At 50.3% G+C, this 17,658-nt stretch carries 12 protein-coding genes; 5 read left to right on the forward strand and 7 right to left on the reverse strand.

Annotated features, from left to right (window positions below; all coding sequences use genetic code 11):
• Positions 1-13: 13 nt before the first annotated feature.
• Together ACR9Y8_RS02995 and ACR9Y8_RS03000 are read left to right on the forward strand one after the other, a co-directional pair.
• Positions 14-1,054 carry an HlyD family secretion protein gene (locus ACR9Y8_RS02995; protein ID WP_481211745.1) on the forward strand — a complete coding sequence of 347 codons (1,041 nt, stop codon included), beginning with the start codon at positions 14-16 and terminating at the stop codon, positions 1,052-1,054.
• Positions 1,055-1,058: 4 nt separating this feature from the next.
• On the forward strand, positions 1,059-2,630 hold the full coding sequence (locus tag ACR9Y8_RS03000; RefSeq protein WP_481211746.1) for an efflux MFS transporter permease: 1,572 nt from the start codon (positions 1,059-1,061) through the stop codon (positions 2,628-2,630).
• Here the strand turns inward: ACR9Y8_RS03000 and ACR9Y8_RS03005 are convergent.
• On the reverse strand, positions 2,625-4,088 hold the full coding sequence (locus tag ACR9Y8_RS03005; protein ID WP_481211747.1) for a glycoside hydrolase family 30 protein: 1,464 nt from the start codon (positions 4,086-4,088) through the stop codon (positions 2,625-2,627). The genes ACR9Y8_RS03000 and ACR9Y8_RS03005 overlap by 6 nt on opposite strands.
• A 216-nt stretch (positions 4,089-4,304) precedes the next feature.
• Here ACR9Y8_RS03005 and ACR9Y8_RS03010 point away from each other — a divergent pair, with 216 nt between their 5' ends.
• Positions 4,305-5,084 (forward strand): hypothetical protein, encoded by a 780-nt coding sequence (locus ACR9Y8_RS03010; RefSeq protein ID WP_481211748.1) that lies wholly within the window; start codon positions 4,305-4,307, stop codon positions 5,082-5,084.
• Between the two features lie 170 nt (positions 5,085-5,254).
• Here the strand turns inward: ACR9Y8_RS03010 and ACR9Y8_RS03015 are convergent, their stop codons facing one another.
• The 4 genes from ACR9Y8_RS03015 to ACR9Y8_RS03030 all read right to left on the reverse strand — a co-directional run bounded on the left by ACR9Y8_RS03015 (position 5,255) and on the right by ACR9Y8_RS03030 (position 8,694).
• A complete protein-coding gene (locus ACR9Y8_RS03015) occupies positions 5,255-6,142 on the reverse strand; it encodes an N-acetylmuramoyl-L-alanine amidase (protein ID WP_481211749.1) in 888 nt (295 codons plus the stop codon).
• 50 nt (positions 6,143-6,192) lie between these two features.
• A complete protein-coding gene (locus tag ACR9Y8_RS03020) occupies positions 6,193-7,587 on the reverse strand; it encodes a vWA domain-containing protein (protein ID WP_481211750.1) in 1,395 nt (464 codons plus the stop codon).
• A gap of 263 nt (positions 7,588-7,850) precedes the next feature.
• Positions 7,851-8,249, reverse strand: coding sequence for a response regulator (locus ACR9Y8_RS03025; protein ID WP_481211751.1), 399 nt, complete (start codon positions 8,247-8,249; stop codon positions 7,851-7,853).
• Positions 8,250-8,406: 157 nt separating this feature from the next.
• Complete coding sequence (locus tag ACR9Y8_RS03030; RefSeq protein ID WP_481211752.1) at positions 8,407-8,694, reverse strand: DUF5694 domain-containing protein; 288 nt, start codon at positions 8,692-8,694, stop codon at positions 8,407-8,409.
• 230 nt (positions 8,695-8,924) lie between these two features.
• On the opposite strand from ACR9Y8_RS03030, the gene ACR9Y8_RS03035 reads away from it, so the two are divergent.
• Entirely contained in the window at positions 8,925-9,950 is a 1,026-nt protein-coding gene (locus ACR9Y8_RS03035; RefSeq protein WP_481211753.1) for a sensor histidine kinase, read from the forward strand.
• A 157-nt stretch (positions 9,951-10,107) separates the two neighbouring features.
• Positions 10,108-11,763: an FAD-binding dehydrogenase gene (locus ACR9Y8_RS03040; protein ID WP_481211754.1), complete on the forward strand. Its 1,656-nt coding sequence runs from the start codon at positions 10,108-10,110 to the stop codon at positions 11,761-11,763.
• Positions 11,764-11,814: 51 nt separating this feature from the next.
• Here the strand turns inward: ACR9Y8_RS03040 and ACR9Y8_RS03045 are convergent, their stop codons facing one another.
• Both ACR9Y8_RS03045 and ACR9Y8_RS03050 read right to left on the reverse strand, forming a co-directional pair.
• Complete coding sequence (locus ACR9Y8_RS03045) at positions 11,815-16,311, reverse strand: toxin TcdB middle/N-terminal domain-containing protein (protein ID WP_481211755.1); 4,497 nt, start codon at positions 16,309-16,311, stop codon at positions 11,815-11,817.
• The gene (locus ACR9Y8_RS03050; RefSeq protein WP_481211756.1) at positions 16,251-17,657 is read right to left on the reverse strand and encodes a SpvB/TcaC N-terminal domain-containing protein; all 1,407 of its coding nucleotides are present in this window, start codon (positions 17,655-17,657) and stop codon (positions 16,251-16,253) included. Before ACR9Y8_RS03050 ends, ACR9Y8_RS03045 begins: the two co-directional genes overlap by 61 nt.
• Position 17,658 lies beyond the last annotated feature (1 nt).

Consider the following 17,658-nt stretch of genomic DNA (forward strand, 5'->3'; position numbering starts at 1 on the left):
AATACGCCAGATCATGACCGAGGCCAGGCCTACAAAAAGACATCCGGGCAATATCGTCACCACCATTATTGCCATTCTTATAGCCCTTGCAGCTGCCATTTACTTTATCATCTTCTTTATTCACAATGCGCAATATGAAAAGACCAATGATGCGCAGGTGGAAGCCTACCTGAACCCGGTATCTGCCAGGGCAGCCGGGTATATACAATCCATCCGCTTCGAGGAAAACCAGCTGGTAAAAAAGGGCGACACCCTGGTGCTGCTGGACGACCGGGAGTACAAAGCCAGGTTGCAGGAGGCCGAAGCAGCGGTAGAAGATGCACAGGCCCAACTGGTAGTGCTGGCCAGCTCCATACGTTCGCTGGAAACTGCCACAACCGTCAACCAGGACCAGATCGCTGCTGCAAAAGCGCGGCTCTGGCAACAGGAACAGGATATGAAACGCTACGAGAACCTGATACGCGAAGAAGCCGTTACCGGGCAGGAATTTGAACAGGTGAAGGCCCGTTATACCGTGGCCACCAGCGAATACAGCGCCAGCCAGAACACGCTGCGCAGCAGCGTTACAAGGGTAGATGAACTTAGATCAAGGCATGCCCTGCTGATGGCTGATCTGAAAAGAAAGAACGCATTACTGGACTTTGCACGTATCAACCTCTCATATACCGTGATCACCGCCCCTTATACGGGACGGCTTGGCAGGAAAACAATACAGGAAGGACAGCAGATCCAGCTGGGACAACCGCTGGTGACCATTATCAACGAGCCCTTCAAATGGGTGATCGCCAACTTCAAGGAAACGCAGGTGCATAATATGCACCCGGGACAGGCCGCACTGATCACGATAGACGGGATACCGGGTAAAACATTTCACGGCAGGATCGAGTCGCTTTCAGGGGCCACCGGCGCTAAGTTCTCCCTGCTGCCACCCGATAATTCTACCGGCAATTTTGTAAAGATCACCCAGCGTGTTCCTGTAAAAATAATGTTTACCGACACTGCGTTGTCGGCCATTAAGGTAGGCATGAACGTAAATGTTTCCGTAGTAAAATAAGTATATGCTTGCACCTGTTTATTTTAAGCCCTGGATAAAAGAACAGCAATGGCTCATCAAGCTGCTGTTGTTCTTTTTACTGATGACAGGCCTGGTACAATTCGCCTTGTACGGGTTGTTACAAAGCTATGTGCTGGGCGCCCTGGGCGCTCAGCCGGAAGACATCAGCTTCTCCACCCAGATCAGCTATGCCGTACTGATTGCCTCCATTCCGCTGCAGGCAAGAATGATACGTTACTTCCACGTCAAGCAATACCTGCTCGCCATGCTGATGTTGAGTATTATTATCAGCATTGCTTTTCTGTACATCCATGACATTTATGTGTTCATGCTGATGCGTTTGCCGCTCGGTTTCATCGTAAGTGGTATTGCCATCCCCTGTCTTACCCTGATCCTTTCCAGGCTGCAGCCTTTCGAAATAGTGATCGGGTTTTCCGTGTTCTATGGTTCTATACTCGGCGCCGGTTTATTATCGGGCACACTGGTGTACCGGGTAACGGATGCTACGAACTGGGAAGACGTATACCTGTACCTCATCCTTGTACAAGCCCTGGCTATCATTGCCGTGCTGCTGTCCTTACATACTGAGGTGGGGCAACGCAGGTATCCCCTGTACCAGCTGGAATGGCAAAGTTTCATACTGGCAATGGCCCTGTATATTGCCATTGCCTTTACTTTCATCTACGGACCGCGTTACTACTGGACAGACGACCCGCGGGTCAGGGCATCCATTTTGATCGCGCTGTGCACATTGGCATTACTGATCTACCGGCAGGGTATCCTTAAAAGGCCATACCTCCATCCGGATGTACTCAAACACAAGCCTTTTATTATTGGGATATTCCTGGTGGTTGTTTATTATGGCGTGAAGGACAGCATCAATCTCGTATACGCTTATACGTTAAATGTGCTCAGGTGGGATACAGGCAAGCTGATATGGCTTTCGGGCTGTAACGTGCTGGGACTGGTCATCTTTATGATCATTTCTACACGTTTGCTGTTATCGAAAAAGATTAAGATCCCTTATTTCTTCCTGATCGGGTTTAGCTTGTTGCTGATCTATCATGTATGGATGTACCGCATCTTCAGCACGGATCTCTCGTTTGCCGACCTGGCCGGACCGGTCATTTTGCAGGGTGCAGCATCCGGCATGCTGTTCGTGCCTATTGTGGTCATGATGGTGTCGCAGCTGCCTCCCTATACGGGCTTTACCGGCGCTGCTCTGGGCGCTTTCACCCGTTTCCTGGCTACCATTAACGGTATATCCGGTTTCTATACCTTGCAGCTCTATTATAACCAGCAATATAAGGAGGGGTTTCTGCGGCATCTGACTACTTTGGATGATCCCTTTGTTCAGCGGCTGGAGCAATATACTGCCGCATTCAGGGCAGGCGGATATACGGCGGAGCAATCTGGTATGCTGGCCACCGCATCTGTAAGCAGGGCTCTGACGGTGCAAAGCCAGCTGCTTACAAATATGGCGGTGTTTAAAATAATGTCTGTAATAATTGTTTGTACGCTGTTAGTGATCGGAACAGTGCTATTGCTGTCGCCCTTAATACGGCGGCGCTCATAATACCAGCGTCATGATAGAATGCGGTAAGCTGGCTGTTTCAGCCGCCTTGCCTTTGATCCAGAGGTGGAAGGGCAAGCGCTGGGCAGTAGGGTTCATCACCACTACGGCAATGCTGCCGTCTGCATTCTGAAAAGCGGTAGCTTCCAGGAAGGAACGGCTGCTGGAAGCGGCGATACGCTTAGCGCCGGGGCGGATGAATTTCGAGAAATGGCCGATGTACCAATAGGCATTGGTGTAGATCAGCTTACCGGTCTTTGTATTGCCGTGCAGCGGCGCAAAGCAATAATTACCTACGTGGTTAGGGCCGCCCTGTTCATCCAGCAGGATGTTCCAGTCGATCCAGGCAACGGTGCCGTTGTTAAAATCGTTAATGATAGAGTGCCCATATCTTTCGCCGAGGCTCCAGTTATTCACGCTGTCCATACTGAACTTTTCTTTACAACCTTCTGTAAACACCAGGTGTTTATCAGGGAACGCCTGTGACACCAGGCGCAGGTTATCGAACTGCATGGTAGAGCCGGTCCATGTTTCATACCAGTGGAAGCCGATGCCCCAAACATATTTAGCGGCATCTTTGTCTTCCAGGATGGTGCTGGCGCGCTGGAAGAGCAGGTTGCGGTTATGATCCCAGGCGATGAGCTTTTTGCTTCGCAGGTTGTACTCCAGTAAAGTAGGGCCGAGATACTCCTTAATGTAATCCCTTTCTTCTTCGGCGGTGAAGATGCAGGATTCCCAGCGTTGTTTGGCCATGGGCTCGTTCTGAACGGTGAGGCCCCATATGGGTATGCCTTTTTCTTCATAGGCTTTGATGAACTTCACTACATAGTTGGCCCACGTCTGGCGGTGATTGGGCAACAGTTTGCCGCCCTGCACCATGCTGTTGTTGTCTTTCATCCAGGCGGGCGGGCTCCAGGGACTTACCAGCAGGGAGAGCTTCTCACCTGATGCGGTGATCGCCTTTTTGATCAGGGGGATCTTGAACTGTTCGTCGTGCGCCAGGCTGAAAGAAGACAATGCGCTGTCGTTATCTTTCACATAGGTGTAGGAGCCGCTGGAGAAGTCGCAGCTGTTGATGTTTGTTCTGCCCAGTGTATAGCCGATACCTTTAGCCGGGTCGAAATACGCGGTGAGCAGTTCCTGCTGCGCCCCTTCCGACAGTTTGGCGAATGTTTCGGCGGCGGCGTCTGTCATAGCTCCACCGAAGCCTTCAAACCGCTGGAAGGCGGCGTCGGGATCCACGAAAACGCAGGGCTGTGTTTCAAAGGGCTGCGCCATGTCGGTAAAGTGCAGTGTGTCTGTTACCGAGATGCGAAAATTGGTGCTGTCTGCCGTAGTGTATACGGTCACTTTGCGATTGATGACGTTTGTTGCCGTTTGCGTGGGTTCCTGTTTGGAGCCATTGGTTTGCTGGCATGCACACAGGGAGGCAGCGGCAATGATGACGATGTACCTTTTCATAATTGGATTGTAAGAAATAAAAAGTGATGTAAGGTAAGGCGGATTTGAAATAGCAGTATATGGGTGGTAGAATATTAACGGGTTGGTTAGGACAAAACGACTGGAAGGGGAATATTCCCCCAAATTGATGATCCAGATCAACTTTTCTTACTAAGATCTTACGTAGATTGCCGTCTTTAATCAAAACCATTGTTATGTTCATTAAAACCATATCCCATGGCAAAGCTTAAAAAAGACGATCTATTCGCAGGCAAGAGTATTTACCGCATGCAGGGTTCCGACAAGCTTATTATCCGGAAAAAAGGAGGCCCCAAAGCAGAACAGGTATTGAAGTCGTGGCGCTTTGAGCGAACGCGGGAAAATGCAACGGAGTTTAGCGGCGCCGGGAAGGCGGCCAGCGCTATCAGGGAGTCGCTGTTCACTATCAGACATCTTGCAGACCATAATTTCAGGCCTACGCTGATCAAAATCTGCAAAAAAGTCCAGGCACTGGATACAACAGGAGACCGCGGCCAGCGCTGTGTTTTCCTGTCGCAGGGGCGTTATATGCTCAGGAACTTCTGGCTGCACAAAAAGCATCCTTTCCCTACAATTGTAGCCGATACCGTAGGCTATAGCCTTAACCGGGAAACAAAAAGCGCCGTGATACAGCTGCCCATGCTGCTACCGGACATCAGCCTGCACCTGCCCTGGAAACAGCCGCTTTATCGCTTTAGCGTCTCTTTAGCGCTGGCGCCGGACATTATTTATGAGAACGGGGAATATAACGATTATGCTGAAGATAGGGAGTTTAGCCACCTGGATACTCCATGGCATGAGGCCACGGAGACATTTCAGCCACAAACCCTGGAGCTGAAACTGCAGAAACCGGAGGCCATCAAAGATTCCCAGACCCTGGTATTGGCGGTTGGTATAGAAATGGGCACACCCGGCGCTAATGGGCAGATAACTGGGGTAAAACGCTGCGGTTCGGCCTGTATCCTGGCTTTAGGCTAGCCATTATTCCGATCATTTTATATCAACCTGGTAACGATATAGTAACTCTTAAAAGAGTTACTTCATCGTTACTATATCGTTACTTTATCGTTACTATATCTGGGGGGTGGGCATAAGAAAGGCCGTCCTTTTACAGCACGGCCCTTCGTTTATGATACTCTCTGCATTGGTCATTTCTTGGGGTTCAGCAGCGAAGCATGGATCCAGCCGATGGTCTTAATGCATCGTGTTCCATCTACGACTTCTGAAGCTTTTTGCGCCAGGTATACTTTCTTCCAGCTGCCGTTCGTCTCAATAACGCCTACTTCGTAATCTTCCGGAAGCGTTTTGATCGCAGCACTGGCGGTACTGGGACCAGACCTGAATTTTACGCCTGCAGTATTGGTAACAAATATCTTGCCGGTGTCTGAGGTAGCGCCTTGTACTTTGGTCCGGAATTCATCCCAGGGAAAAGCTGGTCCGGGATCGGGCTTGCGGCCGGCAGAAATATCGTCATGTCCCAGGGCCGTAACCAGGTGATAGGTATCTATCAACACTTTACTCAATTTATAAAGCGCTTCCAGCTGGGCGGGCGGATAGATGAACCAGTGCTGGTTCTCCTTGCCGGTCCAGAAACGGTGTTTATGCGCAGCAGGAATAATGCGGGCCGCTTCCGAGGCCGGGTAAGTCTTGGAAGTTTTAGCGGTAACGGGCCGTTTAAAGGTGCCGTCTGCCAGTTTCTCCACGAAACCGGGATTTACGATCTCGATGCCGATGGCATGGTAATTAAACTGGCTAACGCTGTCCCATAAACTGGAACCGGCATGGTTGGCCCTGCAGTTGAAGGGCACCAGCTGGGTGATGGTACCGTCGTAATCCAGTACGATGTGGGCAGCTATCTTATCTGGATTATTTGTGGTGTCCATGAACCAGTCTATCGCGTTTTTCGCGGTGTCGGTAGCGGTGTAATGAATAACCAGGTAATCCGGGTCAATGGGCGGCCTTGCATTAGGGGATGGTGATTTAATGATCTTTTCACCAGCACCGTCCGCCTCCAGCCAATGATTAACAATTTTCATGGTATAGGTCGGGGTTTAGATTCCGACAAAGATAGCAAATGTTTAATATTTTATTTGCTCTTCTTGAATTTCTTCACCTCATAATTCATTGCCTTGTTCGACTTCTGGAACATCCTGCGCTCCGACTCCGTTGCTATTTTCACGCTATCCAGGCTTTTCACATAAACAGACATTTTGGTGATCTGTTCTTGTAATTTCGGAGAGTTATACACTTTCTGCTTTTCCTTCAGTTCCAAAATCGCCTGGTTCCCCTTATCCTTCGCTTTTTCGTACTCGCGGCTGTCTACCGACATCATCACCTCATCAAAATGTTCGGTCGCTTCAAACAGGGCCAGTACTTCCTGTACATTTGGATCCTCTCCCTTTTTGTAGGTAGTGGGATCGCTCGCGAGCGCAACATGGACCCGGCACTCTTCTTTTACCGGTGTAAATGCCTGGGCATCCGTATAAGCCAGCACACAGCCCAGATCAAAACCGGATTGCAAAGGCGCATCGGGGCGTAATCTGATCAGGATGGCCTTTTCATCACTGGCATTGATGTCGTTGAAACGAACCTGCAACTGGCCATTATTTACATCATACGGGTACCCATATACTTTTTCGCATTGGATGCCGGGAGGTAAAGTGATCTGCACCATGGCGTTCTGCGCCACCACGTTTAAGAGGCCTTTCAGCTCTTTGGCAAAGAGCTGAGGGATCTTGTCTGCGCTTTCAATGAAATAATAATTGCCGCGGCCTGTTTCAGACAGCATTGTCAGCAGGTCTTCATTGTAGTCTGCTCCCAGGCCGAAAGTGGATAAGGCAATCCCCTCCTCTTTATACTTTCCTTCCACAAGACGCTTCAGGGTCGCCGGATCCACAATACCCTGGTTGGCCAGGCCGTCTGTGAGCAGCAGCACACGGTTCACGTAGCCGTCCTTACGGGTGGTCTTTACCTGGGAGAAACCTTCCAGCATACCGCCGCTCAGGTTAGTGGCGCCGCGATCATAAATCCTGTCCAGTGCCTGTTTCAGGGCTTCCTTATTCTTTACCGGTTGTGAAGGGCTGGTTACCTCTACCTGGTCGTCATAGTTAACGATAGACAGGTAATCGTCTTTGCTCAGCTGCTCTACCAGGAATTTGGAGGCACGTTTAGCATAGGCGATCTTCTCACCCTGCATGGACCCGCTGCGGTCCAGCACCAGGGAAACGTTTAAGGGTATACGCCGTTGGTTGGGATCCGGCTGACCGCTTTGAATATTCACATACAGGTAGATCTCCCCACGGCTATTACGGATGGCATAGGCGTTGCCCGCTTTTGCGTACCAGTTAATGAGCGTTGCTGTTTTGGCGTGGGAAGCGGCACTTTCGTAATAGATAAAGCCGGAGACCATGGCACAAAGGGAAATACCGCCCAGGATGAGCAGGAATGTCACTCCCTTGAGCTTTGCGTGGTAGCGTTGCATAGAGGATGATTTGGTTTACGACAGGATGCAGGCCCGTCAGTAATCCATAAAGATAGGTAAGGCTTTAACAAATTTTTAGGGAAGCTGATAAATCATTCGGTATTTTCAATACGCGGTAGCCATATTCAGCAAACCTGTTCATGACAATAGTGATAATTTGAGGGGCTTTGAAATAGCCGATGCTGATGGGTACATATTATTTTTCGGACGACCCAATGATCAAAGTTAAAAGCATAGGGGTTAACATCACCAACAAGATGTATTTATGCCTCTCTGTGCCAGCCAGTTACCAGGTGGATTGCCCGGCATAACTGTGAGCGGGTGAAAGGCTTTTCCAGGAAGAGATCCGCTCCGTTCTCCAATGCAACATCTTTCGCAGCGGCATCCATACCTGAAATCATTACCACCTTAGTGTCGGGGTATTTGTGTTTGATATAGCTGATAAAATCAATACCATAGCCGTCGGGCAGCCGGTTATCCATCAGGACAAGCGATGGGGTTTGTTGTTGAAAATATTCCACAGCTGCGGACAATGATTTTACATGTTCGATCTCCAGGTCCTCGTCATTCAGCAAAAGGTTGATCAGCAGGCACATTTCGCCTTCGTCTTCAATAATCAGCAGTTTCTGTCTCAGCGCGGTAGAAGTAGTTGTGTCTAGCATACTAATATGGTTTAAATGGTTTCTGGAGATGTCCCTAAAAAAATCGTACCAAAACTTACATTTGAAACGGGCCCATCCATAAGGATCCGCTAGTGCGGGCGGACCAGCGCTTTTAATTCTACCACTTCAAACTCTGGCGAAGCGTCAAAACAATGTTTCAGAATGGGTATGTGCCCATTACCGAAAGCACAATGATACGATCGTTTACCGCCGGTTTGGTTTTCAGGATGTTATTGAAGATCCGTAGGTTACGGTCATACCACCACATGGCCAACAGATCGGGCCCGCTGTTATCAACGGTATTAAATCCTGTGCAGAGATAAGCCCCGTGCATCCTGCGGAGCGTTGAGGCTCCGCCATCAGCAGGAAACTTTCCAGGATAATGTTTGTTTTCTCCACGGAAATCGCCTGCGGTATAAAAACGGGTGTAGCGTTGTTCCAACATTTTGTCCCGCAGTGTATCGGCAGGTACCTGGTGATTCCACAAATTTTCAGGCAAAATAAGTGTCGCCACAGGGTTCCTGGTCGCTGATCTGCTAAAGCACCGGTTCCGTCTGCAAACTTGCGTGCAGGCTGCCCTACCGGTTCGAAGATAAAAAGCGGGGATTTGAAGATAAATACAAAGGGTAAGGCCTTTCCCGGCGGATATTATCGTCAACTGCCATAGATTTGGGTATGGGAAAACATTTAACACGCATCCTCCTTGTCTATGCAGGGCTGTGGGTCCTGCGCGAATTAAGTGTCAGTGTACCGTTGCTGATCCGCGGCCTTCCCGCTTTCCCCGACTGGCAGGACACTGTTGGTAAGATGTTGATGCTGTCTGCTTTCCTCATTTTCCTGCTATATCCCCTCAGTGCTTATTTCATATTCAGCAGCTACTTCCGGCAAAAAAGAAAAACGGCAGTGCTGTACCTGTTCCTATCCTTCTCCGTCATCATCTTTATCCGCTATGGTGTGGAAGAGCTGCTCTTCCCGGCCGTGCTGCATTTCCGGAATTATGGGGAAACCACGAGCCTGATCTATTACTATGTAGACAACCTGTTTTATGCCTGCCTGTATTCGGCTTTAGGCGCCGTTTATTTCTTTGTGCAGAGCGAGCGGGAGCACCAGCTCAAAGAAGCTCAATTGCAGCTGGCGGGCAAACAAACGGAGCTGTCTTTCCTTCGCTCGCAGATCAACCCGCATTTCCTCTTCAATAACCTTAATAATATCTACTCCCTGGTATATCATCAGTCAGACCTGTCGCTGAACGCGATCGCGAAATTATCCGACCTGCTGCGTTATATGCTGTATGACAGTAATGAAAAAGTGCCCCTGCAAAAAGAGCTGGATTATATTCATAAATACCTGGAGCTGCAGCAGATGCGTTTTGGCCTGCATGCTCCCGCCCATGTTGAAATCACCGGCGACGCAGGGAAAGCCGGCATCCCTCCCCTCCTGCTGATCCCCTTTGTGGAAAACGCTTTTAAGCACGGCGATATAAAGAACGGCAACACTATCCTGATCCGACTGAAAACAGATCATACCATGATCCGATTTACTATCATCAATACGATCAGTCAGCAGCAGAAGGACAGTGGCGGCGGTATCGGCCTGGAAAATGTACGCAGAAGACTGGAATTGTTATATCCCAACAATCATACTTTGCAGGTACAGAAAACAAGGGATATATTTGAAGTACAACTGGAAATCCCAAGATGACAACAACCCGAGCGATAAGTCATAAGTTGTCAGTTATCAGTGATCAGTGGTCAGTGGTTAACTACACATCAACTGTCAACTGACAACTGTCAACTGACAACTGTCAACTGACAACTGTCAACTGACAACTGTCAACTTAGATTGAAATCATTCCACTATGAAAACAGGCACAGACACCATCATTATCGGCGCAGGACTTTCAGGGCTGGTGGCCGCCACTGAGCTGGCAGAGAAAGGCATCAAATCTATACTGGTAGACCAGGAAGGGGAACAGAACCTGGGCGGACAGGCATTCTGGTCGTTCGGAGGATTGTTCATGGTAGATACCCCGGAGCAAAGAAGGCTGGGTATCAAAGATAGCCTCGAACTGGCGATGCTGGATTGGATGGGCTCCGCGGCTTTTGACCGCCCCGAAGATCATTGGCCACGGCGATGGGCAGCAGCGTATGTGCACTTTGCCGCTACGGAGAAATACAGCTGGCTGCGCGGATTGGGCCTGCGCTTTTTCCCGGTAGTAGGCTGGGCCGAAAGAGGCGGTTATGGCGCTATCGGGCATGGTAATTCCGTGCCACGCTTTCACGTGACCTGGGGCACGGGCCCCGGGGTGCTGGAGCCATTCATTGCACGCGCGAAAGAAGCAGCTAATAATGGGTTAATACAATTCAAATTCCGGCATCGTGTAAATGAACTGGTGATGGAGAACGGCGCCGTAAAAGGTGTTCGTGGTGTGATACTGGCGCCAAGTAATGTACAACGGGGAGAAAAAAGCCCGGAGACCGTTACAGGTGATTTTGATTTTGACGCATCAACAGTCATCATCACTTCCGGCGGCATTGGCGCCAATCATGAGCTGGTGAGAAAGAACTGGCCCGCCAGTTTGGGCACGGCGCCTGCACATATGCTGTCTGGTGTGCCACAGCACGTAGATGGGCGCATGCTGGGCATTGCGCAACAGGCAGGCGCGCGGCTTATTAATCCGGACAGGATGTGGCATTATACAGAAGGGATTAAAAACTGGGCGCCTGTATGGGAACAACATGGGATCCGTATACTGCCCGGGCCTTCTTCTCTATGGTTAGATGCTACAGGCAAACGGCTGCCTCCTCCCCTGTATCCCGGTTTTGATACACTGGGAACGCTTCAATATTTGATGCATACCGGTTATGACTACTCGTGGTTTATTCTCAATCAGAAGATCATTAAAAAGGAATTTGCATTATCGGGGTCGGAACAGAATCCTGACCTGACAGATAAAAAATGGAGCCAGGTCATAAAGCGCGCAGTGGGGAAGAAAGCAACAGGGCCGGTGGAAGCTTTCAAAGAAAACGGAGAAGATTTTGTAGTGGCGGATAATTTGCATGATCTTGTAGCTGGAATGAACCGATTAACACCAAAGCCTTTGCTGAGCTTTGAGGCAATTGAAAGAGAGGTTAAAGCGAGGGATAGCCAGCTGGATAATAAATTTGGTAAAGATCTGCAAATAGCTGCGATCCGTAATGCGCGCAATTATGTAGGTGATAAACTGATCAGGACCGCGCCCTTGCATAAATTACTGGACCCAGGTGCAGGACCGCTGATAGCGGTTAAACTGCATATTCTTACCCGGAAAACATTGGGCGGGTTGGAAACGAACCTGGATGCACAGGTGTTGAATGAGCAGGGGCAGCCTATAGCGGGGCTGTATGCTGCCGGCGAAGCAGCGGGATTTGGTGGAGGGGGGATGCATGGGTACCGGGCATTGGAAGGGACGTTTTTGGGTGGATGTATTTTTTCCGGGAGGACGGCGGCGAGGGCGATTATAGGCGGCAAATAATAAGGGCCGCAAGACTGCGGCCCTCTGAGAATGTTCACACTATCTCCATAATTATGAGCATCCTCCGCCTCTTTCTATAGAATGAGCGCCGGCTTCCAGTGGATTACCATATCCTTTATTAGGATTGGCAGAATAGAAGCAGCTGCCCCAATCATTGCTACCACCAATCGCACCGCTGATCATACCATACAGGCCGCCTACTACCCATCCCGGTATGAACCAATCGCCCAGGATCGTATACTGACGGGAGTGATAGAGCTCGTGCTCAAAAGAAGGACTGCTGGTATTGCCTTCCCAGATATTCACCGTTGCGCCTAAAGTAACGGCAGAAAAACCGCTGGAAGATTTGTCGTACTCAAAAGCGATCACGCCGCCTTTGAACCATTCCACATCATTCCAGGCGCCAAAGCCGGTACCAAAGCCGCCGATGATCAGGCCTACAGAAGACGTAATAGGTGAACGCGCAAATTTGATCGCAAAGCTGATGAAGCCCAGCAAACGCTCTCCGAATGAATCTCCCATAGATGCCTTATCCAATCCGCCGCAGATGGCTGGTCCGGCGATCATCGCAATGCCGCTAAAAACAGCAAAGCCGAGACCGAAGGTATTGTAGCCAAACCATAAGGATACAGCGCCTACCACACCGGACCAGAGCATTTCAGAAACGGAAAAATCTCCGCCGCTTACTGCCCAGTTGACAATGTATCCTACTACCCCTGCCACAAAGCCAACAGCTGCGGCAATGGCATCGTCAATACCGAACCACAGACCAAATGGATCGATCATATTGACGGGGTTATTCAGCACGTACACATATAACTGTAAGCTGCGCGGTGCTTTAAAGAATTTCTCCGGCTGCTGTTCCAGGAAATACGGATCGGGCGTCAGGAAATTGCCGAGTGAAGGCATGTAATAACGCCCGCCGAAGAATACGAGATCCGGTAACGTATCGTATTTCTTGCCGGAGAAGTTTTGCTGCGCGGACAGAGTTGCGCCAAAAGCCATCTTGCCAAAAGCATAGTAATGCTGCTCGCTTATCAGCGCGCCGGTTTGCAGATGGCTCTCCGCCACATGGCTGCCTAAGTGGTCCCGGTGGAACACCACACCGCCATTGTTGACACGGATCATGGCTACCGCGCCTGTTTCATCAAAGATATACCGGTTCTTTTCATTGCCTTTGACTGTATAGATATCGTCAAAGTTGTACATCCTTTCTGTACTACCGCCCACCGTCGTGGTGGTGAGCACGCGGGAACCCAGGTGATCATAGAAATAACTGATAACTGTTCCGTTCTTGTGGGTCACTTTTACCAGCTGGTTCCTTGCATCGTATTCCATTACTGTATCGGGTGTCTGGGTGATATTACCGGCTGCATCATACTTGTACACCTGTGTGGGCTGGCCGCTAACGCCTGTGACCCGGAAGGGATGCTGTGCATCGCCATGCTGTACCTGTTCTGTGCCGAATGTTTCAGGATAATGTGTGAGGTTGCCCGGATCGTCGTAGGTGTAATTGTGATCGTAATTGCCGTTGGAAGTGAGACCGGTAGCACGGAGCAACTGGTCCAATTCGTCGTACAGGTAAGACCGGGTATGCTGTATATGACCGGGTGCATTGGCAGCATCCGTGATCTTTGTGATCAGTCCTGTTTCGTTGTAGTCATACGTGAGGTGCTGGTATTTCACGTTGCCACCGGGCGAAGTTGTCTTTATGCTGGTTAAGCGGAAACTGCCCGGGTCATAACTGTACTCGGTAAGCACACCACTGGCATAGACGATCTTGGTACGTTTACCCGTAGGCCCGTATTCCATCCTGTTGATAATACCCGGAATGGAATCGATCAGCCCTCCCCGGCTATATAGGATTGAGGCTTCAAAACCATCCGGGTATTTTATTTTAGTATACCTTTTCAGGTTATCTGTTTCGTATTCTACTTTCATAGGCTGGGCCAGGCCCGGGTAGCTGCGGGTTTTGGCTTTCAGGCAGCCGCATTTGGAATAGCTGTACTTCACCTCCCCGAAGCCGCCGCTCACTTTCGTGAGCTTGCCCAGAGTATTCTGTTCTCCCGGATCACCGCTGTCGTATGTATAGGTTTCCATGAGCGTGCCGCCGCTGCCGCCGAAATGCACCGTGCGCAAACGGCCCATCACATCATAGGTGTTATACACCGATGCATTCCTGCCATCCTTTCTTTCCACCAGGTTGTCTACCGCATCGTAGAAATAGGTGTAGTTACCGGCGTCGCGGTAACCGGAGCGGATCCGCCTGTTCAGGCAGTCGAAAGTATTCTCTACGAAGGTGCTGTTATTGATGGTCACCTTTGTGCGATTGCCCAAGGCATCGTATGCATAGCGGGTAGTGTACTGGCCGCTCTTCTTTCTTTCCACGATAGCGGTCAGCCGGTCTTCTGCATCCATCCATTCTGTTTTCGGCGTATTGAAATTATTATTACCCGGGGCATCTTTCAGATCCAGCGGATCGTAGAAGCTGCGGGAAGATGGACTGAATACCGTCACATAGGTCTGCTTGTTCCAGTCGGTACGGCGGGTGCTCCTGCCGAGGGCGTCGTATTCATAGAGGGTGAAGACATCCCCGTTATTCTGGTCTGCCACAGAGAAGCCCATATTATTGGAGAAGTAGGGTTGGTATTCTTTCTTCGTTAGCCCTTTGGGGTTATACTCTTTTTTACCGGTTACACTCACCTTGTTGTCTTCTGCTTCAGCGCGTACCTGGAGCTTTTCTCCCAGTCCGTCAAAGTATTCTATGCGCCGGGTTTGTGCGCCGCCTTTTTCTGTACGGGTAAGCGTGGTCTGAGAACGCTGGGCAGGGGTATGATTGTATTGATATTGCACATAGGGCTGTCCCGGCAGATCATCATGACGGTAAACGCCGGTGAGCTGTCCGGCTTTATCAAATTCATATTTCTGCTCTACATTGTTGGGGTCTTTGTAGGAGGTGATGCCGCCATATTTGTATTCATAGGCCATCTTTATCACCAGGCCGTTGGATTGTTCCACCTGTATGGGATAAAGATGGAAATTATCAAAGAGCATCTTCGTTACCAGGCCTACCGGATTTTTCCGCTCGATGGTATTACCTGCCGCATCTGTTTTCTGACGCAGCCTGTCCATGAACCAGGCGTCTCCCAGCTCAGGATCTGCTGCCTGTATGTATCCCAATGCGGCCATGTCAGGCGGTACGACTCCGAACACCTGGTTAAAGGCAGCGGTGCTCATGACCAACTGGCGTTCGCGGCTAAGATTGCCCTTGGTGGCCTGTTGTTCAGGCAAGCCTTCAAACTCAGGACCGTCGTAATACCAGATGGTGGCCTTCAGCACCTTGTTGTCGGCATCTCTGACAGTTTCACGGCTTTTGAAAGCGGTGAGCCGGCCGGCTGCCTGCGCATACGTAGTCGTTGTTTTGAGCACTTGTTGTTCCTGCTGGCCCTGGTCATTCTTCCATTTGGCGGTCTTTATCTCTTCCGTCACATTGCCGGCTGCATCATAGCTGCAGGTTTTCTTCACCTCGCTCCACTCTGCTGTGCGTTCATGGTTCCTGCTGATGCTGCTTTGTTTGGCAACGAATTGGATCTCCCTGCCATCGGGCGCTGTTCCTACTTTCTTTACGCTGTATACATTTTCTTCGGCTTTATATGGCAGCTTGCTTTGAGGGCTGCCGTCTTCGCCAAAGATCTGCGTTAATATGGGCAATCCTTTCAGGAAGGGATCAGTGTTGTTGAAATAAGACACGGAGCGGTTGGGCGCGATCGTTTCATCGCCGCTTTCAATCCTTTCTGCTTTGGCAAAGCCGCAGAACTGCCTGGAACGGCTATCGAAATGGCCATTGTAATAATTGAAAGTACTGACGCTGACCACGCCGGTGGAAGGATCGGAATTGGTGATCTGTTTTACCACCGGCACAGGGAAAGGAAGGAAGCAGGTCTTGCTCAACAGCGGATCTGTTCTATCCTGCTGAAAGGAGGTTGAGCTGCCGTGCTCAATCTTTGTGGCGATGCCGGTATTACCTACGATAGTATTGAGCAGGTAAGGCTTTTTGCCACCGCAGATGTCCATATAACGGTAGGCGGCTTTATTACGCAGGGCTTCATCATAGCTCCAGAGTATGCCGTTGGTGCCCATGCCTTTCATGTCGGCTATTACGATGCCTGCGTTGGCAAGCGGCGGTGTACCGGCAATGGTGATGGTATCGCTGAACTTACGGCCGCCCTGGTTGATCCAGCAACAGATGCGGTCGTGGTCTACATATACAATGTCCATGGCGCCGCTGCCATCTATATCCGCAAAGAACAAACGGGCAGGATCATAATTGCGGGGCAGCTGCGGGGCGTTGGCCATCCGTTTTACTTTTCCCCATTTACCATATCCCAGGTTGGGCCAGTACAATACCCGGCCGCTATGGATCTGCACCAGGTGAGTGCGGCCATCGCCTACGATGTCGGCCATGCGGATGTGGGGGTCGTCCAGGTTCACTTCGGGCTGCTCTTCAGCGCCGAAGCTCCTTTCACTATCATCGGCTGATCGGCCCATCCTTTTTCTGCTTTATTGAAATAATAGTAGAAGGCGTTCCCATCGCTATACATCATGTCTACCCGGTTGTCCCCATCCAGGTCTACCAGCTTTGTTTTAGGACTGCCAACAGGAACGTTGGGGCTTTGCCGGTAGTTAACCTTTAATCCCCAGCCGCCGCCGGGCAGGTTGGGAAAATAACCGCCTGACTGTTGGCTGCCTACCATCAGATCTGCCGTGCCGTTGCCTTCCATATCGCCGAAGAGCAGGTTATCATCACTCAGATCAGTATGCAGGGGAATGTCTTTTAGGGTGTAAGGCGCTCCCCATTGCAGTGCGCCTTTGTTGGGCCAGAACCTGGCCACACCATTGGCGATCTCCATTACGCCCTGTAAGCCTGTTCCCTCAAAATCCAGCAGGCTTACATCCGGGCGTAAGAGAGAAGGCGGTGCGCTGCCATTGCGGCTGGTAAAAAGCTCCAGCTTTTTCTGCGCAGGATCAAAATGGTTGTAATCAAAGGTAATGGGTGGAAAAGGAATCTCCTCTGTTGTGGCGTTTTCCTTATGCAGGGCTAGCAGTTCCGCTTTCTGCAGCAAGGAGATCCCGCTGTAGGGCGCCTGCATATAGGAAAAGCGATATTGCTTGACAGGCGTTAAGGCAGGCTGCAGCAGGTCTACCTCAATAGAGGCGCAGCGCAGGGCTGTTTTCACCTCAAAGCCATTGCGATAGCTGCAATACTCATCCTGCCTGAACTCGTAATTAAACACCACCTGGTAGATGGCGTAGCTGATCTTTTTGATGTAGGTATTGTTGCCGTTAGACATGTACTCATAACGAATGGTATTACCATTGCTATCCGTCATCTGGTTCAGGAACCAGGCATGGGTCTTTTTAACGCCGTTGTCAATAAACACCATCCTGGAATCAGCCGTGGCACCTAATTGCAGCAGGCTGCCGGATTTGGTCTGTACTTCCCAGCCGGCGGGTGTTCTTTTAATGAGCGAAAATTCATTCTCTACCAAAGGCTGGTAAATGTTATTGCCCATGGGCACCAGTTCCCTGCCTTCAAACAGGAAGATATCCGTGTTATCGTTAAAAGTGGGCAGCCGTTTGTCTGTGCTGCGGGTGATGGCAACCATGTCTACGCTCCAGCCCATGCCGAAGGGGCCGTTACCTCTACCGGTACTGTATTTCAAGGCAAGACCGGGCGTGAAATTATTGACGCCTTTGGGCAGCTTGATAGGTACCTGGTAGGAACCGGTACCGGTGCCAAGGTCTGTTTTAAAGGCTTCGTCAATGGGTTGCATGCTACCGCCACCGGATGGTAGCGGCAGCACATCCGTTCCTATTCCTGATGTCTTTGCCATA

Source organism: Chitinophaga sp. SVR4-12A, assembly GCF_056754765.1.

What these genes read in the sequence shown, in the direction of transcription:
- ACR9Y8_RS03010 (WP_481211748.1), top strand. Translation starts at nt 4,305, where the DNA reads ATGGCAAAGCTTAAAAAAGACGATCTATTCGCAGGCAAGAGTATTTAC.
- ACR9Y8_RS03000 (WP_481211746.1), top strand. Translation starts at nt 1,059, where the DNA reads ATGCTTGCACCTGTTTATTTTAAGCCCTGGATAAAAGAACAGCAATGG.
- ACR9Y8_RS02995 (WP_481211745.1), top strand. Translation starts at nt 14, where the DNA reads ATGACCGAGGCCAGGCCTACAAAAAGACATCCGGGCAATATCGTCACC.
- ACR9Y8_RS03050 (WP_481211756.1), bottom strand. Translation starts at nt 17,657, where the DNA reads ATGGCAAAGACATCAGGAATAGGAACGGATGTGCTGCCGCTACCATCC.
- ACR9Y8_RS03040 (WP_481211754.1), top strand. Translation starts at nt 10,108, where the DNA reads ATGAAAACAGGCACAGACACCATCATTATCGGCGCAGGACTTTCAGGG.
- ACR9Y8_RS03020 (WP_481211750.1), bottom strand. Translation starts at nt 7,587, where the DNA reads ATGCAACGCTACCACGCAAAGCTCAAGGGAGTGACATTCCTGCTCATC.
- ACR9Y8_RS03025 (WP_481211751.1), bottom strand. Translation starts at nt 8,249, where the DNA reads ATGCTAGACACAACTACTTCTACCGCGCTGAGACAGAAACTGCTGATT.
- ACR9Y8_RS03015 (WP_481211749.1), bottom strand. Translation starts at nt 6,142, where the DNA reads ATGAAAATTGTTAATCATTGGCTGGAGGCGGACGGTGCTGGTGAAAAG.
- ACR9Y8_RS03030 (WP_481211752.1), bottom strand. Translation starts at nt 8,694, where the DNA reads ATGTTGGAACAACGCTACACCCGTTTTTATACCGCAGGCGATTTCCGT.
- ACR9Y8_RS03005 (WP_481211747.1), bottom strand. Translation starts at nt 4,088, where the DNA reads ATGAAAAGGTACATCGTCATCATTGCCGCTGCCTCCCTGTGTGCATGC.
- ACR9Y8_RS03035 (WP_481211753.1), top strand. Translation starts at nt 8,925, where the DNA reads ATGGGAAAACATTTAACACGCATCCTCCTTGTCTATGCAGGGCTGTGG.
- ACR9Y8_RS03045 (WP_481211755.1), bottom strand. Translation starts at nt 16,311, where the DNA reads ATGGGCCGATCAGCCGATGATAGTGAAAGGAGCTTCGGCGCTGAAGAG.